This is a genomic window from Rhodococcus sp. Leaf233, assembly GCF_001426165.1.
In the GTDB taxonomy this organism is placed as follows: Bacteria; Actinomycetota; Actinomycetes; order Mycobacteriales; family Mycobacteriaceae; genus Rhodococcoides; species Rhodococcoides fascians.
Genome location: NZ_LMRO01000003.1, coordinates 75884 through 98918, shown reverse-complemented (window position 1 = coordinate 98918; position 23035 = coordinate 75884). Strand labels below are relative to the sequence as shown.

At 65.6% G+C, this 23035-nt stretch carries 23 protein-coding genes; 5 read left to right on the top strand and 18 right to left on the bottom strand.

Features of this window, described 5'->3' with window-relative positions; all coding sequences use genetic code 11:
* Nucleotides 1-24: 24 nt before the first annotated feature.
* Nucleotides 25-2070 (bottom strand): MDR family MFS transporter, encoded by a 2046-nt coding sequence (locus ASH04_RS06600; RefSeq protein ID WP_057473115.1) that lies wholly within the window; start codon nt 2068-2070, stop codon nt 25-27.
* 3 nt (nt 2071-2073) lie between these two features.
* Nucleotides 2074-2559, bottom strand: coding sequence for a MarR family winged helix-turn-helix transcriptional regulator (locus tag ASH04_RS06595; protein ID WP_032385330.1), 486 nt, complete (start codon nt 2557-2559; stop codon nt 2074-2076).
* A gap of 226 nt (nt 2560-2785) precedes the next feature.
* Here ASH04_RS06595 and ASH04_RS06590 point away from each other — a divergent pair, with 226 nt between their 5' ends.
* Nucleotides 2786-3136 (top strand): VOC family protein, encoded by a 351-nt coding sequence (locus tag ASH04_RS06590; protein ID WP_032366716.1) that lies wholly within the window; start codon nt 2786-2788, stop codon nt 3134-3136.
* A 2-nt stretch (nt 3137-3138) separates the two neighbouring features.
* Here the strand turns inward: ASH04_RS06590 and ASH04_RS06585 are convergent, their stop codons facing one another.
* The 9 genes from ASH04_RS06585 to ASH04_RS06545 all read right to left on the bottom strand — a co-directional run bounded on the left by ASH04_RS06585 (nt 3139) and on the right by ASH04_RS06545 (nt 10827).
* Nucleotides 3139-4254, bottom strand: coding sequence for a TDT family transporter (locus tag ASH04_RS06585; RefSeq protein ID WP_052054711.1), 1116 nt, complete (start codon nt 4252-4254; stop codon nt 3139-3141).
* A gap of 68 nt (nt 4255-4322) precedes the next feature.
* The gene (locus ASH04_RS06580; RefSeq protein WP_032388122.1) at nt 4323-5231 is read right to left on the bottom strand and encodes a LysR family transcriptional regulator; all 909 of its coding nucleotides are present in this window, start codon (nt 5229-5231) and stop codon (nt 4323-4325) included.
* Between the two features lie 24 nt (nt 5232-5255).
* Complete coding sequence (locus ASH04_RS06575) at nt 5256-6131, bottom strand: GIY-YIG nuclease family protein (protein WP_200937288.1); 876 nt, start codon at nt 6129-6131, stop codon at nt 5256-5258.
* Nucleotides 6100-7290 (bottom strand): DNA cytosine methyltransferase, encoded by a 1191-nt coding sequence (locus ASH04_RS06570; RefSeq protein ID WP_230595297.1) that lies wholly within the window; start codon nt 7288-7290, stop codon nt 6100-6102. Before ASH04_RS06570 ends, ASH04_RS06575 begins: the two co-directional genes overlap by 32 nt.
* Before the next feature lie 101 nt (nt 7291-7391).
* Nucleotides 7392-8336 (bottom strand): copper resistance D family protein, encoded by a 945-nt coding sequence (locus tag ASH04_RS06565; RefSeq protein ID WP_235579949.1) that lies wholly within the window; start codon nt 8334-8336, stop codon nt 7392-7394.
* Nucleotides 8337-8352: 16 nt separating this feature from the next.
* A complete protein-coding gene (locus tag ASH04_RS06560; protein ID WP_057473138.1) occupies nt 8353-8907 on the bottom strand; it encodes a copper resistance CopC family protein in 555 nt (184 codons plus the stop codon).
* A gap of 5 nt (nt 8908-8912) precedes the next feature.
* Nucleotides 8913-9575 carry a YcnI family copper-binding membrane protein gene (locus ASH04_RS06555; protein WP_032366718.1) on the bottom strand — a complete coding sequence of 221 codons (663 nt, stop codon included), beginning with the start codon at nt 9573-9575 and terminating at the stop codon, nt 8913-8915.
* A 51-nt stretch (nt 9576-9626) separates the two neighbouring features.
* Nucleotides 9627-10160: a hypothetical protein gene (locus tag ASH04_RS06550; RefSeq protein ID WP_057473113.1), complete on the bottom strand. Its 534-nt coding sequence runs from the start codon at nt 10158-10160 to the stop codon at nt 9627-9629.
* A gap of 16 nt (nt 10161-10176) precedes the next feature.
* Nucleotides 10177-10827, bottom strand: a complete 651-nt coding sequence (locus tag ASH04_RS06545) for a DUF6474 family protein (protein WP_027494864.1) — start codon at nt 10825-10827, stop codon at nt 10177-10179.
* A gap of 97 nt (nt 10828-10924) precedes the next feature.
* Here ASH04_RS06545 and ASH04_RS06540 point away from each other — a divergent pair, with 97 nt between their 5' ends.
* Nucleotides 10925-12547 (top strand): TM0106 family RecB-like putative nuclease, encoded by a 1623-nt coding sequence (locus ASH04_RS06540; RefSeq protein ID WP_057473112.1) that lies wholly within the window; start codon nt 10925-10927, stop codon nt 12545-12547.
* A 40-nt stretch (nt 12548-12587) separates the two neighbouring features.
* Here ASH04_RS06540 and ASH04_RS06535 read toward each other — a convergent pair whose 3' ends face one another.
* From ASH04_RS06535 to ASH04_RS06515, 5 genes are all read right to left on the bottom strand, one after another.
* Nucleotides 12588-13355 carry an SDR family NAD(P)-dependent oxidoreductase gene (locus tag ASH04_RS06535; RefSeq protein WP_057473111.1) on the bottom strand — a complete coding sequence of 256 codons (768 nt, stop codon included), beginning with the start codon at nt 13353-13355 and terminating at the stop codon, nt 12588-12590.
* Between the two features lie 623 nt (nt 13356-13978).
* Nucleotides 13979-14995: a hypothetical protein gene (locus ASH04_RS06530; protein ID WP_057473110.1), complete on the bottom strand. Its 1017-nt coding sequence runs from the start codon at nt 14993-14995 to the stop codon at nt 13979-13981.
* Nucleotides 14992-15360 carry an ATP-binding protein gene (locus tag ASH04_RS27520; RefSeq protein ID WP_442971188.1) on the bottom strand — a complete coding sequence of 123 codons (369 nt, stop codon included), beginning with the start codon at nt 15358-15360 and terminating at the stop codon, nt 14992-14994. The genes ASH04_RS06530 and ASH04_RS27520 overlap by 4 nt, the downstream gene beginning before the upstream one ends.
* Before the next feature lie 846 nt (nt 15361-16206).
* On the bottom strand, nt 16207-16914 hold the full coding sequence (locus ASH04_RS06520) for a TMEM165/GDT1 family protein (protein WP_032388118.1): 708 nt from the start codon (nt 16912-16914) through the stop codon (nt 16207-16209).
* Nucleotides 16915-17120: 206 nt separating this feature from the next.
* Nucleotides 17121-17648, bottom strand: a complete 528-nt coding sequence (locus ASH04_RS06515) for a hypothetical protein (protein ID WP_027494858.1) — start codon at nt 17646-17648, stop codon at nt 17121-17123.
* A 157-nt stretch (nt 17649-17805) separates the two neighbouring features.
* On the opposite strand from ASH04_RS06515, the gene ASH04_RS06510 reads away from it, so the two are divergent.
* Complete coding sequence (locus ASH04_RS06510) at nt 17806-18753, top strand: ABC transporter substrate-binding protein (RefSeq protein ID WP_057473109.1); 948 nt, start codon at nt 17806-17808, stop codon at nt 18751-18753.
* 1 nt (nt 18754) lies between these two features.
* Nucleotides 18755-19675 carry a sucrase ferredoxin gene (locus tag ASH04_RS06505; protein WP_057473108.1) on the top strand — a complete coding sequence of 307 codons (921 nt, stop codon included), beginning with the start codon at nt 18755-18757 and terminating at the stop codon, nt 19673-19675.
* A gap of 79 nt (nt 19676-19754) precedes the next feature.
* On the opposite strand, the gene ASH04_RS06500 is transcribed toward ASH04_RS06505, so the two are convergent.
* Nucleotides 19755-20378: a superoxide dismutase gene (locus ASH04_RS06500; protein WP_019667073.1), complete on the bottom strand. Its 624-nt coding sequence runs from the start codon at nt 20376-20378 to the stop codon at nt 19755-19757.
* Nucleotides 20379-20637: 259 nt separating this feature from the next.
* Here ASH04_RS06500 and ASH04_RS06495 point away from each other — a divergent pair, with 259 nt between their 5' ends.
* Nucleotides 20638-21777 carry an acyltransferase family protein gene (locus ASH04_RS06495; RefSeq protein WP_057473107.1) on the top strand — a complete coding sequence of 380 codons (1140 nt, stop codon included), beginning with the start codon at nt 20638-20640 and terminating at the stop codon, nt 21775-21777.
* A 284-nt stretch (nt 21778-22061) separates the two neighbouring features.
* Here ASH04_RS06495 and ASH04_RS06490 read toward each other — a convergent pair whose 3' ends face one another.
* Complete coding sequence (locus tag ASH04_RS06490; protein ID WP_057473106.1) at nt 22062-23006, bottom strand: LLM class F420-dependent oxidoreductase; 945 nt, start codon at nt 23004-23006, stop codon at nt 22062-22064.
* Nucleotides 23007-23035: the final 29 nt, after the last annotated feature.

The window sequence follows — 23035 nt, the reverse complement described above, 5'->3', positions numbered from 1 at the left end:
GGCCTTTCGCTGTTCTGTGGCAGATCAGTTGACGCTGTGGCCGTTCAGTCCGGCGTTGGCGTAGTGATTGTGGCTGTCGGGAATGTGGTTGTCTCCCAACACCCGAGCCACCTGCTGCTCGCTGAGTCCGAGTCGGCGGAGTCGCTCGCACACTGCATCGAAGTCGAGCATCTTGGCGTCGAGCTCCTGTTGCAGCTCGATCACCTCGGCGCGAATGGCCTCGGCCTCGTCGAGAGCGGTCAACGTGTCCTCGGGCTGGGGCAGCAGCAGCGTGAGCAGTCGATCACGGGCATCGGTGCTCAGTCCATCGAAGGGACGCTGACCCGGCTGAGCCTCGTGGCGACCTTCGTTGCGACGCTCGAAGCGCCGTTCGTTGCCGTACTGCGCTCCGACGTAATCCTGAGTCGCCCCGAAGGACGGGATCTCGGCGAGCTGTTCCCGACGCTCGGGCTGTGCCTGAGCATCAGCGCCGAGATCGGTCTTGTCCAGATCGGTAACGGGTCCCTGCGCCGGTGCCGACGCGATGTCGATCGTCTTGCGCAGCGGGCGATTCGGGATGAAGACCACTGCGATGAGCGTGACGATCGCAACGAAGCCGGCGATCATGAAGATGCGTCCGGTCGCGTCGCCGTATGCGGTGCGGATGACGCTGACGATCGGAGCAGGCAGTGCCGTGAGGTCGAGCGATCCGCCGCCTCCGGCCGAACCGTCCACACCGAGCTGCGCCAGACCGGCTGCCGACTTCTCGGCGACACGGGTTGCCAGCAGCGAACCGAGAACCGAGACGCCGATCGCTCCGCCGAAGGTTCGGAAGAAGGCAACCGTCGACGATGCTGCACCGACGTTCTGCACACTGACCGTGTTCTGCACTGCGAGAACGAGATTCTGCATCAGCATGCCGGTACCGAGACCGACGATGGTGATGAAGATGCCGACCGTCACCAGGCTGGTGGCGTGGTCGATGGTGCCCAGCAGCAGGAATCCGATGACCAGCAAGATGGAGCCGGTGACGATGAACGGCTTCCACTGACCGAACTTGGTGATCAGCTGACCGGAGCCCACGGAGGCGACGAGCATGCCGAATACCAGTGGGATGGACAGCAATCCAGCTTCGGTGGGGGTGTAGCCGCGAGCAGTCTGGAAGTACTGGCCGAGGAACGTGGTGGCTCCGAAGAGGCCGACGCCGACCGCGATGGACGCGATGATGGCCAGGCCGGTGGTGCGCTCGGTGACGATCTTGAGCGGGATGATCGGCGACTTGTGCCGAGCCTCGACGATGATCGTCAGGACGAGCAGCGCAACTCCGCCGCCGACGAGGTACGCGGTCTCACGAGAGATCCAGGCGTAGTAGTCGGCCTTGCCTGCGAACGAAACCCACACGAGGAGAACGGACACGCCTGCGGTCAGCAGAAGTGCGCCGAGCCAGTCGATGGAGACGTTGTCCTTGCGGACGGTCTTGATGTGCAGCGTCTTCTGCAGCAAGCCGAGGGCGATGACAGCCAACGGGACGCAGACGAAGAAGCACCAGCGCCACCCGAGGGGGCTATCGACGATGACGCCGCCGAGGATGGGGCCACCGGACATCGATACGGCCATGACGGCACCGGTGTAACCGGAGTAGCGGCCACGATCACGCGGGGAGACGATGGTTCCGATGATGGCGATGACGAGTGCCGTCAGGCCACCCATGCCGATGCCCTGCACCACACGTGCGGCGAGCAGCACCGGCACGTTGTGCGCGAAGCCGGCGATGAGCGAGCCCGCGACGAAGATCAGAATCGAACTCTGGACCAGGACCTTCTTGTTGAACAGGTCGGCGAGCTTGCCCCAGATGGGCGTCGACGCGGCGTTGGCCAACAGTGCGGTGGTGATGACCCAGGCGTACGCGGTCTGCGAACCCTTCAGGTCACCGATGATGGTCGGCAGTGCGGTCGAGACGATGGTGGTGCTCAGCAGCGCGGTGAACAGCGCGGCCAGCAGACCGGTGAGGGCTTCGAGGATCTGGCGATGCGTCATCGCATCGGGATCGGCGACTGCCTGATTCGGCGGATTCTCCGCGGATGTTGTCATTGGTTATCTCGCAATCAATTCAATGCGGGCCACGTCCTGGTGCTGGGCGTGGGCGTCTTCGGTGAACGTGTCGTTGAGCTTGCGGATGGAATCGAGGGCATCGAGCGCCTCGGTTTCGCTCCACTCGCTCAACATCTCTGCCAGGCGACGAGCTCGCCTGTCCCAAATCTGTTTCAGTCGAGCCTGGCCGTCGTCCGACACGCAGACCCGGGACGCTCGTCTGTCGTCCGGATCGGGATGCCGATCGATGTAGCCGAGTTCGACGAGGTCCGCGATCTGCCGGCTGAGGGCGGACTGGCTGACGCAGAGCCTGCTGGCGAGGTCGGTCTGTCTGCATTCACCCTCTGTCGCGAGGATGGCCAGAACTCCGGTCAGCGCCTGCGGCAACGGTGAATCCTCGACTCCGGTGGTCACGGCCCGCTTCAGCGTGCGCCCGAAGAGGAAAACCTCTTCGACGAGCGATTCCGCTGTCGTGGATTGAACTGCCATGAGTACTCCAACGCTGAGTTCGATTTACTTGCTGTCTGCAACCATATATATACATACATGCGCTAAGCAAACAATATTCCTGTCTGGTGGGTCACAGCGTCGTGGCGAGGTGGGGCCGAGGTGGGGGATCGGCTCCCCCGATCTGGATTCCAGCCTGCGATCGGCGGCACAAATCCGAAACTGGGGAGCCGATCCCGGGCCCAGGGGAGGGCGATACAGTCCGAACATGGACGTTGTGCGCGCGATGCCCCTGCTCACGGTCACCGATCTCGATGCGGCGCTGGACGCGTATGTCCAGGTCACCGGCATGGAGGTGGTGATGAACCACGGTTGGATCGCCACACTTGCGTCACCGGGGGACAGCAACGCGCAACTGAGTCTGATCACCGTCGACCCCACCGGCCCGGTGAATCCGTCGGCGTCTCTCGAAGTGGACGACGTCGACGCGGCTTACCGCGCCGCGGTAGATGCGAATTTCGAGATCGTGTACGAGATCACCAACGAGGAGTGGGGCGTGCGCCGATTCTTCTTCCGAGACGCAGGCGGCAATGTGGTGAACGTGCTCGCGCACATGTGAGATCAGCTGGGCTGCAGCAGGTTTCCTCGCCACACGCCTCGGAGGGTTCGAGTAGCGACGGTGATCCAGGCCGTCACGAGCACGACGTACAGCAGTACGGCAAGGGCACGGACCGCGCCGAAATCGAGGGCATTGCCCATCGCGGTCGCTCCGGTGACGCAGGTGCCGATCGGGAACGTGAACGACCACCACGTCAGTGAAAAGCTCATCTTCCTCCGTGCCGCATGGACGGTCAGCGCAGTGGCCAGTGCGAACATCAGCGCGCCGAACCCGCCCATGATCAGTCCGTAGCCGATCCCGACGACGTGCAGCCCGACGGCGATCGACGACTGCGCACCGGTGAACACCATCGCTGCATCGTTGCCCAGCAGATTGGCCGCCGTGACCGACTGGCCGATCAAACCCAGCGTGATCCAGACCGTCGGAGCCGCGTCGACGGACGGCAGACCGCCGTGCAGCAGGCGTCCGTAGATCAACGTCATGGTGAGCATTCCGACGATCAGCGACAGCCCGAACATCGCGTAGCACGCGCACAGCAGCGCCAACCGCCACTGGCCGTCGGGCAGGTGAGGGAGCAGCAACGCTCCGGTCGACGCGGACACCATCGGCGGGACGACGGGCATGAGCCACGCGGGTAGTGCCGTGACCTGCTCCCGGTGAGCGGATGTGATCATTCGGAAGGGGACGGCGACGCTGGTGAGCAGGCCGGTGACCGTGCCGGCGACCCACAGGACTGCGAACAGTGCGGTCGCCGCCGTGGGACCGATGAGGTCTCCGCCGAGCAGGCCGGCCCCGGCACCGACGGTGAGCAGGGCCATGGGCGGTGCGCCGTAGAACTGCATCATCACCGGGTGCTGCGCGTAGTCGACTGCGCGTGCGCGGTAACCGATCCAATGCCGCACGAACGCCGCGCCGATCACTGCGAGTGCTGCGGCAGCGAGTACCCATACGACGACGGCGACGACGTGCAACGCAGGAAGGTCGACGGGCAGTGTGGCGGCCGCGGTGGCGACGATGCCGGTTCCCATGACGGCGGCGAACCAGTTGGGGGTGATGTGCTCGACGGTCCGCCTGCGCGACAGCCGGGGTGCATACGAGACGGACTCGAGGACGGTCATGACTTCACTGTGCGCGACGCGGCCCATGTCCGGTAGGCAGCAATTCGCCATCCAGTCATAACCGGAGATTATGGCTGGATGGACCCTGCGACCGTCAGAAGTTCTGCGGCCGGGCCACTGGGCTCACGGCCCGATCGCCAGATGGCGCGCAAGTCTCTGTGCAGGGACAGATCGGGGAGCGGCACTCCGATCAGACTGCCCGCCGCCAGCTCCGTCGCGACGGCCAGTGAACTGAGGACGGCACCGCCGATCCCCGCCGCCACAGCGGACTTGATAGCCGTCGTCGACGACACTTCCAGTAGAGGAGTCGTGGGCGGGCCGAAACCTGCTGCAGCAACCGCACTCTCGTACACCGACCTGGTTCCCGACCCGGCCTCGCGGGTGACCAGCGCCGTCTCGACTACCTGCGCGGTCGACGGTGCAGTCCGTGCCCACGGATGTCCGGGTGCCACGACGAGAACCAGTTCGTCGGTTGCGACGGTGCGGTACGTGAGTTCGGCCTGGACACTGGGGTTTTCGATGAACCCCAGGTCTGCGTCTCCGGCCAGCACCGTCGCGGCGACCACCGCCGAATTGCCCGAGCTCAGCGTGGGCACGATCTGGGGCAGTTTTGTATGCAGCGTGACCAGCCAGCGTGGCAGAAGATACTCTGCGACAGTCTGACTGGCCGCGATCTGCAGGTGACCGATGCGCTCGGCGTGCAGCGTGGCGATCGCCGTCGCCAAGTCCTCTGCCGACCGGACGACCGGCGCTGCCCAGCTCGCGACGAGCTCGCCGAACTCCGTCAGCACCGTTCCGCGTGCGCCTCGCTTCAACAACGGCGCTCCGACGCGACGCTCCAGCGCGCGAATGCGAGAACTTGCCGCGGGCTGCGACATGCCGTGGGCGTGTCCGGCACGGCCGATGCTGCCGAGCTCTGCCACCGACAGCAACAGATCGATGCTGGTGAGATCGGCAACGTGAGGGGGAAGCGGCACAGGTCGAGCCTACGGCGACGGGAGTCAGTAGTCGCTGAACAGGTCCAGTTCGGCGTCGGGCTCGGGTAGGTCCTCTGGGTCTCCGGGGTCGTCCGGATCCTCGGGATCGCTACGTTCGTGCAGCACCGAACCCACCAGGGCGGTGACGTCGATGGCCGCGGGATCGGGAATGGGGTGACCCTCGACGAAGGCGAGTCGCTCCGCAGACAAATACGCCAGACGCACCGCCTGCACCACCAGGACGCGTCGCAGACCCTCGGACACCTCACCGCGCTCGCGAGTGACCGCAGCCAATCGGGAGATGGTCTCCGCGCGTCGCGCGATCCGAATGTCGGGGTGCCCGCGCTCTATTCGGGTCTGCTCGGAGATCAGTGACCGCCGCAGTGACGCGGGCAGAGTGATGGGCTCGGAGACCGGCGGGATCTTCTCGTTCAGGATCGCCTTGTGCCGCGACTTGTCGATGGCCTCGAGGTACGCCGTGTACTCGTGGGCGTTCAAATCTCGTTCGGCTGCGCGGAATCGTTCTGCGCCGTCTGACTTCTTGAGGTCCTCGTACTGCCAGAGCGGCCAGATCTCGATCTCCGCGACCTCGAACACGTCCAGCACGCGCATCGCGACGGCGTCGGTCCGCTGATTGGTCAGATGCCGCTGTACCCGAACGCTGAGCTTCTCCTTGGTCTGCCCCACGTAGATCGGCTCGCCGTCGTAGTCGTAGAACGCATACACGCCCCACTTGGCCGCCGACCAGACGCGTCCTCGATCGTCCTTCTCGCTCAGCACTTCTCGCAGTGCAGCTCGAAATGACTGCACATCGTCCGCAGGCAGACTGCTCTTGCGCGGCGCGACCGCCGACGCCCGCAGCGAGGACTTACCGTGACTGGACATGCGCAGCAGTCGCATTCGGCGCGATGGAACCGAGTGTCCCGTTCACCAGGGGCATCAGGTAGTGCTCCGCCAGCCACGCGACCACCGGAACGCACACCGCATCACCGAAACCGAAAAGTGCCTGGTTGTTCCGCAGACCGCCGAGCGTGTAGTCGCCGGCGCCCATCAAGCGGGCGTACTCGAGAGGCGTCATCCAGCGCACCTGCAACCGGCCGTGGCCGATCTTGACCACCGCCTGCTTCGACGACCCGCCGCGCGCAGTACGCAGGCAGCCGGAGATGTCGTCGGGGCGAGCCTCCCACACCGCGACGCCGTTGCGGGTACGACGGTAGGCGGTACGGTAACTGACCTTGCGCGCCTTCTTCAGAATCTCGATGCGCTGCAACTGAATCGGAGACAACGAGCGTACGAACGCCTCGGTGCGGTCTGCATCCCACCAGCGCTCGTCGCGGTAATCCATCCGCTCGACCAGATCGCCGAGACCACTGGTCAACGGGATCGGCGGGCTGGGCAGCGGAGCCCGATGCGTCGACAGCGTCGAATCGCCGTAGACCGCCTGCAACCAATCCGGACGCAGTTCACTGTTGGGATCGCGGGCATCCTCCGGCGGATGTTGCGCACCGATCAGGAACAAACGAGGACGGGACTGCGGGACGAACCGTCGAGCATCGATGGTGAGGACGTCCACCGAATAGCCGAGTTCGTTGAGCTCACGGACCGCGGCCGCCAGATCGTCGCCCCCATGACTGGTGGCCAGACCGACGACGTTCTCCAGCGCGACCACCTCGGGACGACCGTCACCCATTTCGTCCAACACCCGAGTGAAGTGCCGAAATGTCGAGGAGTTCTTGCCCGCGAGACCGGCCCGGCCCCCGGCCAACGACAGATCCGTGCACGGAAACGACGCCCATGCCAACGACAGACCGTCCGGCAGATCGTCGCCGCGCGTGCCGGCAACATCCCCGAGCTGAAAATGGGCCGCGTCGTCACCGAAGTGTTGGCGATACATGTGGTGCTTGTCGCGCTCGATGTCGTTGGCCCAGCACACCTCGAAACCGGCCTGCTCCAAGCCCATTCGCACCAAACCGATACCGGCGAAGAACTCGGCGACCGTGGGAATCCGATCGCGCGCGGACACCGAGGAACCACCCGGCACCACAGTCAACTTCGGCATGCACTCAGGCTAGTACAGAGCCCCGACAGACTCGCTTTCCTGGTCATTCCGCTGGCTGCACTCCGGCTTTTCCTGGTCATTCCGCTGGCTGCACTCCGGCCTTACGCCGTGGTCGCCAACGCCGCCGCCAGTCCGAACGCCACCGTCAGCAGACAGACATGAGCGGCAGCTCGCCGCACCGAGTAGTCCGCCGTGGAGCGGTGCGCAGTGGCGGTCGGCAACCACGTGCGGCGGATCCGAGATGCCAGGGCCACCAGGATCACGGTCATCACGACTTTGGCGAGAACGATTCGGCCGTAACCAGTCTCGATCGCAGCCGCCGGGCTCTCCAACTTCAGTACCGCGTCGAATACGCCCGTCAGGGTCACCCCGACGACGCACCACAGTGCGATCCGGGAATAGGCCGGCAAAAGCGTCGCCCACGCTGTCTTGGTCCGCAGACTCAGCGCCATCGCGCCGAGCACACCGAGCCACACCGAGGCGCACACCACATGCACGGCAACGGCAATGGACCCGAATGCGAATTGCGACATGTGTCCGGTGATCGGTCGCGCGACCAGGGCCAGCGCCGCCAGTGTGACCACGGGAACCGGGGACCAGGATGCGTCTCGTCGATATCCGAGAACGCCCATGGCGCACAGAACGAGCGCGAGGAGCACCGTCGTCGCGCCGAGTCGACCGACGGAGATCGACGCGACGAAGGCCGCAAATGCACTCGGCGACAGCGCCGTCACTGCTCGGCCCTCGGCCTCGGCTGCGGCCGCTGCCAACAGGACGAACTCGGCCACCGCCCACAGACCCGACAGGAACCCGATCGACCGCCACATCACCAGCGAGTCGAGGGCGGGGCGTCGAGATGCGGAATTACCGTCCAGGACAGCGAGAATTCCGAACCCCAACACCACCGAACCCGACGCGACAGCGATGACGCGGAGCCACGACGACCCGCTGGGAAAGGTGGGGTACGCCAGTGCGAACGCTGCCGCGACCCCCACCACCGCCGAGGCTGCGGCGGCGAGCACGAGCCGAACGCTCCTCTCGCTCACCGCAGCCACGTCGGATCTACTTCTCGCTCTTCGGCTTACGCTGGTCTTTCGGCTTACGCAGTGCGAATGCCAATGCTCCGCCGAAGGCGAGGACCGCAACCACGACCAGCGCGATGGGACCGTAACCGCCGAGGAACCCGTCCTCGGATTCTTCCGAGGTGCCCGACGCATCGGCCGGTGCCCCGGGTGTTCCGGACCCTTCCTGCGTCAGCGTGAACGTGGCCGTGCCACTCACCGGATGACCGTCTGCCGAGGTGATCCGGTAGGCGAGGGTGTACTCGCCGGCAGGGCCCAGATCGCCGACATCGACGACCACGCTCTGGCCCTCGATGCGAGCATCGCCTTTCGACCAGATGTTGCCGTCGGGGCCGACGACGTTCAGCGTTGCGAATTGCGACTGCGGCACCTCGTTGAAAGTCACCGATGCCGTCGCCGGAGATGCGTCGAGCGAGGAGCCGTCGGCCGGGCTGTACCCGGTGACCTGCGAATGAGCCGAGGCCATCGGAGCCGCGATCAGCAGTGCCAGCAAGGCCACCGCCGATACGACCACGGCTTTGGCGGACACGGTCAGCGCCCTCACGAGCGTCGGCTCCGTACGGTTGCACCGATTCCGAGGCCGGCGCCGACGGCACCGAGAACGAGCCCGGCACCGGCAATCCACCGGGCGGTGGTGTCCGAGGAGGACGTGGACGTCTGCTCGGCTGCGTCCGTCGTCTCGGCGTGGGCTCCGCCGTGTGCGTCACCGCTCGACGCTGCGAGGGTCAGTGTGGGAGCGGGCAATTCGGGCTCGCTGCCGTCCTCGGTCATCGGCTCGTTCCACTGCACGACCTCACCGTCGGTGTAGGTCTGGGTGGCCGGGAACGACACGGTTTCCTGCTCGGGCAGCGGCCCCGCGGAGAGCAGGAACTGCTGGAACTGGCCCGGACCGACCTCGGCACCGGGATTCGCCGTCCAGGTCACCGACACGGCGAGATCGGCGGAGTCCTTCTCGACGGTGGACGTCCACCCCGGAATGGGCTGGGTGCGAGCAGAATTGAGGCCGGGCAAGGTGACCTTGACCGAGTTGGTCGATGCGGTGTCGGACTCGGTGGGGACGCGGAACGTCAGGACCGAGTAGCCGCCCTGCGCGGCGTCGGGCGCGGAGACGACCACATGGGCGGAGGCTGCGCCTGCGCCGATCAGCAGTGCGCCGACGGTGGCACCGGATACGAACAAGGCACGCGGAATGGAACTCTTCATGAGTGTTGGGTCATTTCTGTACGGAGGTGGAAAGAGGATGTCGGATCAGAGTTACGAGCTGATCGACATCGGAGGCCCACGACGAGAAATGGCCCAGTCCAGGGCAATACCGTGCACCGACGGCATCGCGACGGAGAACCGGACGCGACCGACAGCAGAACCGTCGGGCAGGGGAGCGAGGAGCGCGAGAACGGCACGAACAATCGATGTGATCGGGCCGTAGAGACGTTCGGCTGCGGCGATCAACAGCGCGGCGACCAGCGACGCGGCCGCGTGAAAGCCGATCATCGCGGCGCTGGGCAGCAGCGAATGGCTGTGTGACGAGCCCGACATGCCGGCCATGTCGCTCAGGCTCAGTGCGGTATGAGCGAGGAGTTGGCCACCCATCAGGGCGGGCAACAGAACAGTCGAGCGACGCGGAACGGCAGTCATGGCACCGACGCCGAGGCTGACCACGATCAGCAGAGCCAGGCCCGATCTGCTGAGATAGCCGCCGCCCGCCATTCCGTGCGCAGCAACCGCCAGCGCGGCGGTGACCGTACCGACAGCTCCGCCGCGAAGCGGTGCAGCAGAGCCGTCGGTCATCGGATGGTCGGTGAGATCAGCGCACGCCGAGGCGAGCGAGCACGTCCGCTTCGATGCCGTCGAGCTCAGCGGAAATGGCGGCGTGGGCAGTCTTGCGGCGTGCCGGCGGCATCTGCTCGGCGGCGCGGACAGCGGTGGTCAGATCGTCGAGACGCTCGCTGATCGCGGCACCGAAACTCTTGGTCTCCGGATCCGAATGACGCGATCCGATGGTGCTCAGCGACTTCTCGGCACCGGCGATCCGGGCACTGAGCTTGCCGCCGTGGCCCGAGTACTCGCTCAGCTGATCGGGTGCGACACCCAGCTGCTGCGCCTTGCGGTTGTCGAGCTGCCCGCGAACGACGGTGGCAGCGCGGTAGGCGATCGGAGCCAGCACCGGCAGCAGAAGCCGAGCAATACCGAGATACTTACGAATCTGAGCCACGTTCAGCGTGCCGGCCGCAGCCGCCTTCTGCTGAGCCCGCAACGCCGAGACCTGCGCCTTCTCGACATTCTTCTGCGACTTCGCCTCCACCGCGCTGAGCTTGCGCTGCGCCTTGGCGATCGACTTCAGCTGCTTGCGCTCGTTCTTCGCGCCGAGCTTCGCCTCCAGAGTGGCCTTGTGCTTGAGGGCCTTCGCCTCCGCCTTGCGAGTGGCACGACCTTTGCGCTTACGGAACAGACCCATCGACAAGGCTCCTGACATGTGCTGCTAGGCGGTAACGGTGCGTTCCACACAGCCTAATAGGCAGCTGTTCTTCTTCGGCTGTCGGAGGGCTCACCTAATGTCTAGCGGTGTGAACGGTCAACGAGATGCGGCAGCGTCGCACGCACCTGTGCTGCTCGACGCCGGATCGTTGACGCGATGTCGGCACCGGCTCTATCTCGACACCGCCTACGGGGCGCTCCTGCGCGGTGAACCCGAGAATCCCGGGGTGCGGCAACGCCGAGAGGCGGCCCAGGCGCATCGCCAGAACATTCGCGCGCAGTTGGCAGCGGCCGACCCCATGCAGTGGACCGAGATCGACGAGCCCACGGCCCGTGCTGCGGCCGATGCGACCGTCGCGGCCTGCAGCGCAGGCGTCGAACGTATCTGGAACGCAGTTCTGCCACTCGAACGCGATACCGGCCGCCGCGGACGGAGCGAGCTTCTCGTGCGTGACGCGTCGGGCGGCTACATTCCGGTGATCGTCGTCAATCACAAGGTCACCGACCCCGGGCGCGGTGCGCGCACCACACCGCTCACGCATTGGGCTCCCGCCGTCGACGAGACCCGCAAGGTGCGCAGCCAGTTGCGCGATCAGCTCCGCCTCGCGCACCTGTACCGCATGCTCGCCCACGAGGGCTTGGCCACGGCCACCCCGGTCGGAGGCGCAGTGGGTTATCGCGGAGAGTGCGTGTTGGTACACGACCTGACTGCCGCGCTCGACGAATACGATATTCGCTTCGCGGACCGGCTTGCTGTCGCGAGCGGTGACGCGGTGACCGTTCCCTCGCAGATCAGCGAATGCCGTTCGTGTGCTTGGTGGTTCGACTGCAAGCCACAGTTGGTGGCGGCCCGCGACGTCTCACTCGTCGCATCGGGATCCCGAGCGGACGTACTGCGCAGCGTGGGAGTGCGGACGATCGACGAGCTGGCGCAATGGACCGGTCCGGCTCCCGAGGAGTGGCCCTTCGGCAACTTCGAAGACGCGGTGTCCGCGGCGTTGGCTTGGCGTGCCGACGTGCCGCTGCTGCGTCGATCGGAGACCGTGACGGTCCACCGCGCCGACGTGGAGGTGGACGTCGACATGGAGAGCTATCAGGAGCACGGTGCGTACCTGTGGGGCACGCTCCTCACCGAGGCAGGCGGACCGCCGCCGGAGTATCGCGGCTTTGTCACGTGGGATCCGCTGCCCACCGTCGACGAAGGACGCTCGTTCGCGGTGTTCTGGAATTGGTTGATGGACACGCGAGCCGATGCCGCGGCTCGCGGGAAAACCTTTGCAGCGTATTGCTATTCGCGACAAGCCGAGGACAAATGGCTACTCGACTCGGCCCGACGCTTCGCCGACGTCCCCGGAGTGCCCACCGAGGCGCAGATACGCGAATTCATCGACAGCGAGCAGTGGGTGGATATCTATCAGGCCGTCAGCGACCAGTTCATCTGCCCGAACGGCAAGGGGCTGAAGAAGATTGCCCCGGTGGCCGGATTCTCCTGGCGCGACGAGGAAGCCGGCGGCGAGGCGTCGATGGGCTGGTACCGCGAGGCTGTCGGATACGACGCCGATCCCGATCACACCCAGCGAGAACGGCTACTCGTCTACAACGAGGACGATGTGCTCGCCACCAAAGTGTTGCGCGAGTGGATGTCCGACCGCGCCGAGCACGAGATCCCGACCGTGGCGGACCTGCGCGCTCGCGTGTGACCCCGCGCCCGAGAAGTCGGGGCCACACGCGAAAGGACTTCTAGCGCGGTGCCATCCGGATCGCGCCGTCCATGCGGATCGTTTCGCCGTTGAGGTAGTCGTGCTCGGCGATCATCTGCACCAGCTGGGCGTACTCGCTGGGCTGCGCGAGACGCGACGGGAAGGGCACGGACGCCTCGAGGCCCTGACGGTATTCCTCGGTGACACCGGCGAGCATCGGGGTGTCGACGATGCCGGGGGCGATGGTGTTCACGCGAATGCCGACCTGGGCCAGGTCGCGGGCCGCAGTGATGGTCATCGCGTGCACGCCGCCCTTGGAGGCGGTGTAGGCGATCTGGCCGATCTGACCCTCGAATGCGGCGACCGATGCGGTGTTGATGACAACGCCGCGCTGGCCGGCGTCGTCGACGGTGGACTGCGACTGAATGCGGTTGGCGGCCAGCCGCATCACGTTGAACGTGCCGAGCAGGTTGATGGTGATGACCGTGCGGAACAGCTCGAGATCGTGCGGTCCCTTCTTGGACAGGATGCGACCCGCCCAGCCCACGCCTGCACAGTTGACGACGATGCGCAGCGGCACACCGGACTCGACGATGGTGTCCAGTGCGGCCTCGACCTCGGCCTCACTGGTGACGTCGGCGGGAATCAAGGTCACCCCGTCCGGGACGCCGTCTCCGGCGCGCTCGATGGACTGCGGCAGATCGAGACCGAACACCGTGACGCCCGCGCCTGCCAGACGTGCTGCGGTTGCTGCTCCGAGGCCCGACGCGCCACCGGTGACGAGTGCTGCTGTTCCTGAAATCTCCACGTCGTACGATCCCCTTCGTTAGCGGTGTCGGGTCGCGGCACAGGCAGCGACCACGCTGTGTTCTGCACCATAACCGGCGGGGGACCTCACCCCACTCCCAGGCACCCCGCTCTCCCGCACCCGACTCTCCCGCACCGAGGGGTCGGTCGGCCTACCGCCCTTCGAGTGACGGTGATACTCCCTACGGATTCGTGAGTCCATGCTCGTTGTCACTTCTGCGCTCGTCATCACTTCTGCGGCGAAATGTACGAAGCCCGGTCAGGATTGCGGCCGCAGCAAACAAACAAGTAGCCACCCAGGACCAGATCGAAAACTCACCGTCCTGAGTTCGACTCACGGAAACATCGGTCCACAGCAGCGTCAGTGCCGACCAGAAGAAGACCCACCTTGTTCCGATCGGAAAATTCATCGCCAACTCCTTGCATCCCGACGGGAGCCCGTGCCCCGGTGACACTGAATCGTGGTCGTTCCATCACATGCAGCCAACGTTATCGCCTCGGCCGGCTGCGACGGGCCGGCCTCGACGAAACCGCATCCGGCCAGGAGTAGTAGGACGGCGGCCGATGAGGGTCGGCTCCGGCCCCACACCAGGCAGGACGGAACCTCACTCCCGTGCCCGCCGATCAGGGCAGAATGCGGCCGGAGTCGTCGTACTCGACTCGCTGGGCACCGTCACCGAAGTCGTCGAGCAGAATCGTCGCCGCGGCCGGTCGGCCCGGAGGCAGCAAGCGAACCGTCACCGATCCCGTCACGGCACCGTCCAGACTGCTCGACGCCCCCGCCGCGATGTCGTTGCGGACCTTCTCGCTCAATGCTGTGGGGCTTCGGTCGTCGAGCATCGTGACCTCGACGCCACGGGCGCGAGCCGAGCGTGCCGCTCTGGCCAACTCGGGCAGTACGAGCCCGCGGGCCCGCAGGGTGTCGCGGAGCTCGGCTTCGAGGAGTCGGCACGCCAGGACTTCCTCGTCGGTGAGGTCGGGGCCGTCCGCGATGCGCTGCAGGAGCGGGCGCGCGAGCGTATCGAGGCTGGCCAGGCGCGCGTCGCGTTCTTCGAGTACCGCCGCAGCGGCGGCCTGGGCGGCGATGCGGATGGTGGATTGTTCACGGAGCTCGAAGATCGCTGCACCGAGGGGTCGGATGGTGAAGGCGAAGAACGTCGCCATCAACAACGGAGCAATATTGATGGCGCTGAACGACAACCCGAACAGTGCGCCTTGACCCGTCCAGGCTGCCCAACCGACGACGACAGACATCGTGAGCGCGAGTCCGAACCACGCGGCCGGCGTGCGGCCACGGACACACATGAACGTGTAGATCACGACGGACATACCCAGAGGCCAGGACTGCAGACTGCCGGTCAGCGGCACCGGCACCACGGCGAAGACGAACGACGCGGCCACCGGCCCGGACACTGTGAGCAACGCCGTGGACCGTGGGCTCAGCGGATCCCCCGGCGCTCTGAGCAGCAGGATGACCGCGGCCGAGAACACCAGCACCGAGACGAACGGCGGCCACACCGCGGACATACCCTTCAGCGTCGCCGACGCACACACGGCGCACGCGAGGATGTAGAAGCCGGCGACGGCGTACGCGGCCCCCGACTTCATCGACAGCAGGTCGCGAACATCCTCGCCGTTCATCGCGCCCAGCTCAATCGCACAGTGGTTCCGCGGCGGGAGGTGTCGATCTCGGCCGAACCACCGTCGAGCTGACGCATCCGCCCCTCGATGCTGACGGCGACGCCGAGTCGGTGCGGAGGCACCGAGCGTCGATCGAAGCCGATACCGTTGTCTCGCACGATGACTCGCAGTGCCGACGGGGCCAGCTCGACCGTCACCGATCTGGTCGACGCCTGAGCGTGAACGACGCTGTTGCGCAGTGCTTCTGCTAGTGCGCCCGCGATCGACCGGACCGCATCGGCAGGGTAGTTCGCCGAGGAATCGGCGGGGTCCTCGCGGGCCCTGAAATCGATCGACTCGTCGACCGTCGATGCGGAGGCCCGCATCAGAGCGATCGTGTCGTCGACGGTGAAATCGTGTGTCGCAGTGTCGGTGTGCAGTCCGTCCAGATGGGCCAATGCCGAACGTGCTTGACGGGCCAGGCTGGCAGTGCGGCCCTGGCGAGCGACCGCCAGCAGTGACGACATGACCTCGTCGTGGATGAGGGCGTCGAACCGTTCCCGTTCGACTTCGCGTGCATTCGCCGCAGCCGCCCGTGCGGCATCGCCGTGGGTGGCGCTGATGGTGGCGTCGAGAATGCGACCGGTACGCAGTGCGGCCAGAGTCGCGGCGACGAACACCGTGCAGAACATCAGACCGAAGAATATTTCGGCGATGATGTTGCTGCGAGGAAACGGCTCTCGCACAGCTTGATTGATCAGTTGCACGATCACCACCGAGACGGCCGTGTGCACGAATGCCGGGATGGGTCGCCACACGGTCGCGGCCGCGAGTGAGGCCAGGCCGGGGAATGCGGACAGGAACATTCCGCTCCGATCGAAGGTGGTCCCGTCCCAGGCCACCCACCACAGCAGGGCCATGACCGGGAATGCCAACGCTGCGATCGAACCCGCAACCTGGCTGACCCTGATGCTCGGGTGAAAGGTGAAGGCTCCGAACGCGAGACCGGTACCGAACACGACGATCACGGCGGCCGGGGTCCACCACCCGGGGACCGTGACGCTGCTGCGCGCGATGTCAGGAACGAGCAGCAGTAGATACGCCGCGTAGCCGGTACCGACGAACCGGCCGAAGATCCTGATGAGCCGATCGGTCGAACGGTGTGCCGCGTCGCTACCCGTCGCCTGCAGGTTGTCGTTCATTCACTCCTCCGCGAGGAGTGTAAACCAAGGTCAGACGTCTTCGGTGGTGCTGCGCTTCTCCACTTCCTGCGGAGCGTCGCTGCGGGAGCGTCGGACGAACGCAGCGGCAACGACGAGGGCCGAGATCGCCACCACGACTGCGGCCGCCACGTACGGAGCCGACGTACCCGGCATCAGTCCCTCGAAGAACAGGACCGCGCCGAAGACGAAGAACAGAATGGCCGCACCGTACTGAATCATCCGTTCCGGCAAATGCTTTCCGAGAACGGCACCCAGCACGATAGCGAGGGCGTCGGCGGCGACCATGCCTACTGTCGAGCCGATCCACACTCCGACCCAGTCGTTGTCGGCGGCCAGAGTGACGGTGGCCAGCATCGTCTTGTCGCCCAGTTCGGCGAGGAAGAACGCGGACGCGATGGCCAGGAAGGCCGACTTGGTGACTCGCGACGCCTTGGCACCCTCGTCGTCGGACAGCGAATCTCCGCGCAGGGTCCACAGACCGAACACGACGAACGCGAGCCCGCCGACGATCGAGATGGCTTCGGTGGGGATGGACACACCGAGGAAATGGCCGACGGCGACCGAGACCAGATGCACGACGGTCGTGGCCACCGTGATGCCGCCGATGACGACGTACCACTTGTAGCGCAAGGCGAACGTCATGGCCATCAGCTGGGATTTGTCACCCAGCTCGGCCACGAAAATGACAGCGAAACTCAACAGTAGAGCGGACAGCACAGCAGACTCCTCGGTCGTCGAACGGACCGAAGGTCTCGCCCACCGGAAGTACCGGTTCAGGTGCCGGGTCGTGGAAAACGACCAGTATGTCGACACGTTGATTGGGGGCTACTCCCCTTCGCTGCAGACGACTTTAAGTGCCGTTTCTCCAATTGTCCAATGCGCCAATAAGTTTGGGGACCCGAAAAATCGTGTACGGGGAGCGGTCAGGATGCGAGGAGCATCGCCAAAACTGCGGTGTCGGGATCGCTGATCGGATCGAGGCCGACCCGACTGATCATCGACGTCACGGTGCCGTCGGATTCTGCCTCCACCCACGCGGCCCGGTGATCGAGGCCCAGATGCGGAAGACCGGGCAGCAGAACGCAACCCGAGGCCGCGCCCGCACATTCCGGCAGAGAAGGCGTCGTCTCCGACGGTGGATGCAGCATCAGCAACGCGGCCGGCTGATGGTCCGAGAACCGCCCGGGAGCCAACGCGAAATCGCCGATCACCGGTCCCTCGGCCAACACCAGGCCGACCGTCCCCGGCTCCGGATCCTCGGGCAGCTCCTCCCGCACCCCGAACACCGTCGACGTCGCCAACAGACCCGGCATCGACGCGACCCGGACGGCCAGCGCCAGGAATTGAGCCCACTCCTTGGTGGTGTCCGGCCAACGACCGGAGATCACGAACCCGCGCAGTAGACCGGCGGCGTGAAAAGGCGAGACACCGATGAGATCTCGATCGTCCATTGCGCATCCCTCCCAGACAGGTACGAGGCAGAAGCCGGGTACACGACGTTGGGTAAGGAGAAGAATGACCCGAAAACGGCTGGCACACAAGATGGGGAGAGTGCCAGCCGAAAACGTAGCCGGCCCACGGCGGCTCGCCAGCCGATACGCTGCTGCGGTGAAAAACAGAGGATCCGCCCGGCGAACCGTCGTCTCGTTGCTGTCCATGGCGCTACTGCTGACTGTCGCCGCATGCAGTCGGGAAGAATCGACCCCGGGCGAGACCGGCGGCGAGGTTCGCACCGTGCAGCATGCGTTCGATGAGACGAGTGTTCCCGTCGATCCACAGCGCGTGGCCGTGCTCGACGGCGACCGCACGTTGGAAGCCGTCGTCGCGTTGGGCATCCAACCCGTCGCGGCAGTGAAGCCGCCGCTCACCGGTGACTACGCACCCGTCGTCCGGGATCGGCTCACCACCGAACCGATCGACATCGGATCCGTCGACGCCGACGTCGACATCGAGGCTCTGACGGCTGCCGCACCGGACCTGATCGTCATGCGAACGACGGGTGAGGACAACCGAGCGCTGTACGACCGGGTCGCCCCGATCGCGCCGACCGTCGTCGTGGAATACACCCCGGCCTCGTGGCAGAACACCTTGCAGCAGCTGGCGGGAATCTTCGATCGGCAGGAGATCGCCGACGGTTTGCTGGCGGACTATCGACAGGCGGTCGACGAATCCGAGTCACGCTCACCTCGGGAAAACAGCACGTTGACCGTCGCGCGAGTGCGCACCGACTCGTTGCGGTACATGACGCAGGACGGATCGTTTCCTTACGCCGTCCTGGCCGATCTCGGCTACCGCGCGCCCGCACAGCAGGATCGCGGATCAGACGCGGTGCAGACCGTCGACGTCAGCCCGGAACTGATCGACGTGCTGGCGGCCGACGACATCCTTCTGCTCACCGATGCCGGGACGGAGGACGCCGTGGCGCAACTGCGACAGAACCCGCTGTTCACCGGTCTCGGAGCTCGGGTGACCGAGCTGCCGTCCAAGAATTTTCTCTTCGGCAACGTGCTGACTGCCCAGGCCCTGGTCGAGACCGCGACCGAAATCGGGGGCTGACGTGCCGGCATCCGAACGCTGGGTCGGCTGCGCTGCAGTGGCGCGCGAGAACGACGAACCGCTTCGCGGGACAGCTGCACGCGCACACGGCTGGGTGTTGATCGAGCACCGAGGCCCGTGGGGGCGTGAACCGTGGGGGCCGGACGGGCCGCTGGGTCGAATCGGCACCGAACTCTCGCGTCGCTGCAAGGCCGTCGGGATACGCCCGCAACTGGTGCGAGAAACGCACGGCAGGCGTGAACCCACCGAGACGCGACAGGTGTTTCTCGCGCACTCGGGTCGCCGCGGCCCGTGGCTGGAGAAATACACGGTCGATACCGTCGAGCAGATTCTCGAACTACCGCTCGAAGCCGCCGCGGCGGGCACCCCACCTGGGATCGGGACTCGCGTCGACCAGCGGCTCTACCTCGTCTGCACGCACGGAAAAAAGGATCCGTGCTGCGCGGTGCTCGGTCGGCCGGTGGCGGCGGCCCTCGCCGGACCCAGCGGGCGGGTATGGGAATCGACGCACCTGGGCGGCGATCGATACGCAGCGGGCATGGTGGCCCTGCCCGACGGCAGCTACTACGGCAACCTCGAACCGACCAACGCGCAGGCCGTCGTGGACGACCACGACCGCGGGCACCTCACGCTGCGCCACTACCGAGGCCGCTGCACCGACGACACCGTCGCCCAGATCGCCGAACACGCAGTACGAACCGAATACGGGCTCACCGGCATCGACGACGTCCACCCGTCCGATGTCACGTCGTCCGATGTCGCGTCGGATGTTGTGGTGGTGACGACGTCGGGAAGCGTGCAGGTACACGTGACACCCGATCCCGAGCCCCCGCGCCGAACGACCTGCCGTTCCGAGGACGTCGCGAGACCGGACCACGGCGTCGCAACCATCGGGTCGGTGCCCGCCGCCGGGAGGGCGTGACCTTCGAAATGCGACAGGGCCACCGCGTCGAACGCGGTGGCCCTGTATGCGATTGCGCGTCGTGCGGCAATCTCGAAACCTACGGGAAGATCAGGCCCGGGGTCTTCGACGTGGCGGCCTCGAAACGAGCCTGGACGTCGGCCCAGTTGACGACGTTCCAGAACGCCTTCACGTAATCGGCCTTGACGTTCTTGTACTGCAGGTAGAAGGCGTGCTCCCACATGTCGACCTGCAGCAGCGGAATGATGCCCAGCGGCACGTTGGCCTGCTGATCGTAGAGCTGGAAGGTGAGGAGCTTCTTGCCCAGCGAGTCGTAGCCGAGCACTGCCCAGCCGGAGCCCTGCAGGCCGTTGGCAGCAGCGGTGAACTGTGCGCGGAACTTGTCGAACGAACCGAACTGGTCGTCGATCGCGGCACCGAGTTCGCCTTCGGGCTTGTCGCCACCGTTGGGCGACAGGTTCTTCCACCAGATGGAGTGGTTGACGTGGCCACCGAGGTGGAACGCGAGGTTCTTCTCCAGCAGGAAGATGCTGCCGTGATCCTCGGCCTCGCGGGCTGCAGCCAGCTTCTCGAGCGCGGTGTTGGCACCGGCGACGTAGGTGGCGTGGTGCTTGGAGTGGTGGAGCTCGTTGATCTCGCCCGAGATGTGCGGCTCGAGGGCGGAGTAATCGAAATCAAGGTCGGGCAAGGTGTACTCGGACACGTGGTTCCCTTCTCTAACGACGCCGTGCCCATCGCGTGATGCGGGCACGTTCGTCCTACTGCGGATCTTTCGTAGGGTTCAACCCAATCTCATTCCTACCCCTTGTGCAACCGTTGTAACCGAGATGCTCTTCTCGGAATAAATCCACGTGAACAAGACAGTCGAATTCCTGGGCTGCGAAAACCTGCGATTGTCACGAAATAGTTGCGTAACAGCGCCGAATTGGTCCACACCATGAACGGAACCTAAACTCGAGGGTGTGAAAGGGGACCGTCCGAACCGAAATTCGGTCGACGAGTCCGCCGCCGCACCGCCCGTGACCGCGCCCCGCGTCCAGATGAACGGTGCCGATCTCCTGCGCGTCATCGCCGTCTGCGCCGTCCTCTACTCGCACATCTCGTTCTACCTACTCGACGACGTCGGCGGCGACTGGTGGATGCTCGACATCGTCAACCTCGTCCTCATCGACGACATCGGCCTCAACCTCCACCTCTCCTTCGTGGGCGTGAGCATGTTCATGCTGCTCACCGGACTGCTCATCACCCGATCCGCTATGCGGCAATCGCGTCGGGACTTCATGGTCGCGCGCCTCGCCCGACTCGTGCCCGCCCTCTGGTTCGCCATCGCCCTGGCCGTCGTACTCGTCAAACTCGGCGTCAACGGCATGTTCAGCGGACAACCCGGAATCAGCAACGGAGAGGCCGTACTCAGCTTCTTCCTCGGCGGCTTCTTCCTCCGACCCGAGGTCGCCGTACTGGGCGTCACCTGGACACTCGTCGTGCAAATCGTGTTCTACCTCTACTGCGTCGCAATGCGCTCGGCGCTCCGAGCAAGCCCGATCACCGTGCCCCTCATCGGAGCTGCACTCTGCACACTGGTGATCCTCTGGAACCTTTACCTGCCGCAGCCGTACACCATCCCGTTCCTCACCAAAGTCGCCGGAGTACTGCCCACCCTGTTCCTCGGCCAGATCTTCTACCTCGGCTGGGCGAAACTCGTCACCTGGCGCTGGATCGTCATCGGCGTCGTCGCACAGATCGAAGTGATCCGCCTCGCCATCGACGTCCACACCTTCTGGATGGGCGAGACCTACCTGTGGTCACTGCTCGTCGTCACCGGCACCGTGCTGCTCCTGGCTCGATACGACGGACCCATCACCCGCTGGCCCATCATCGGCTGGATCGGCACCCGCAGCTACGCCATCTACCTGATCCACACACTTGTGCTCTACCGCATCTACGCAGCCGTGGAACCGCACTTCGGACCCACCGCCGCCGTCCTGGCCTTCCTGACCGGCACCGCCGCACTCGCCGAAATCATCTACCGCTGGATCGAACTGCCCGCAGCACGACACATCAGCACGCGATACCGACAACTACGCACCCGATCTGCCGCTTGACCCAGCCCGCTGGGTAGCCACCCCCGCTGGGTAGTTCACCCCCGCTGGGTAGTCAATGTGACATTTGGTGGCCTTTTCGGGGGTGAATGTCACGTTGAGTGGACTGGAGTGGCACGACTGGGCTCGATCTCCCGCCGACCCGACTTCTCCGGTCGACCGACATCACCCGGGTGTCGGCCTCGCCGGCTACTCGCCCCTGCTGGGTAGTCAATGTGACATTTGGTGGCCTTTTCGGGGGTCAATGTCACGTTGAGTGGACTGGGGCGGATGGGAGGCGGGGGAGATCAGAGCTGCGGGATGACCTCGGAGGCGACCAGTTCGAGGTGATCGAGATCGGTGAGGTCGAGGGTCTGCAGGTACACGCGAGTCGCGCCGATGGCCCCGAAGCGGCCGATTTTGTCGACCAGTTCGGCGGGGCTTCCCGCGGCCCCGTTCTCGCGGAGTTCGGATACGTCGCGGCCGATGGCGGCCGCGCGTCGGGCGATGTCCTCTTCGGTGCGGCCGCAGCACAGGACGAGTGCGTTGGAGTAGACGATGGAGTCGGGGTCACGGTCGGCGGCGGTGCAGGCGGCGCGGACGCGTCCGAACTGCGTTTCGGTGTCGGCCAGTGAGGCGAAGGGGATGTTGAATTCATCCGCGTATTTCGCGGCCAGGGCCGGGGTGCGCTTCTTGCCTCCGCCGCCGATGAGGATGGGTGGACGCGGCGATTGGACGGGCTTGGGGAGGGCGGGTGAATCGGTGACGGGGTAGTGGGTTCCTGCGTGCGAGAACGTCTCGCCGGTCGGTGTTTCCCACAACCCGGTGATGACGGCGAGGGACTCTTCCAGTCGGTCGAAGCGCTCGCCGAGCGCCGGGAACGGCAGGCCGTATGCCTTGTGCTCGTCCTCGAACCAGCCGGCACCCAACCCCAGGTCGACGCGGCCACCGCTCATGGCGTCGACCTGCGCGACGCTGATGGCGAGTGGGCCGGGGTAGCGGAAGGTGGCGGAGGTGACCAGCGTGCCGAGCCGGATGGTCGACGTCTCACGGGCCAGGCCGGCCAGGGTGATCCACGCGTCGGTGGGGCCGGGCAACCCGTCGCCGCTCATTGCGAGGTAATGGTCGGATCGGAAGAAGGCACCGTAGCCGAATTCCTCCGCGGCTGTGGCGACCCGGAGGAGGTCGTCGTAGGTGGCGCCCTGTTGCGGTTCGGTGAAGACGCGTAGCTCGACCGAGGAGTGAGAAGTCATGTTTGCCAGGGTAATCAGCTTGGATAAAC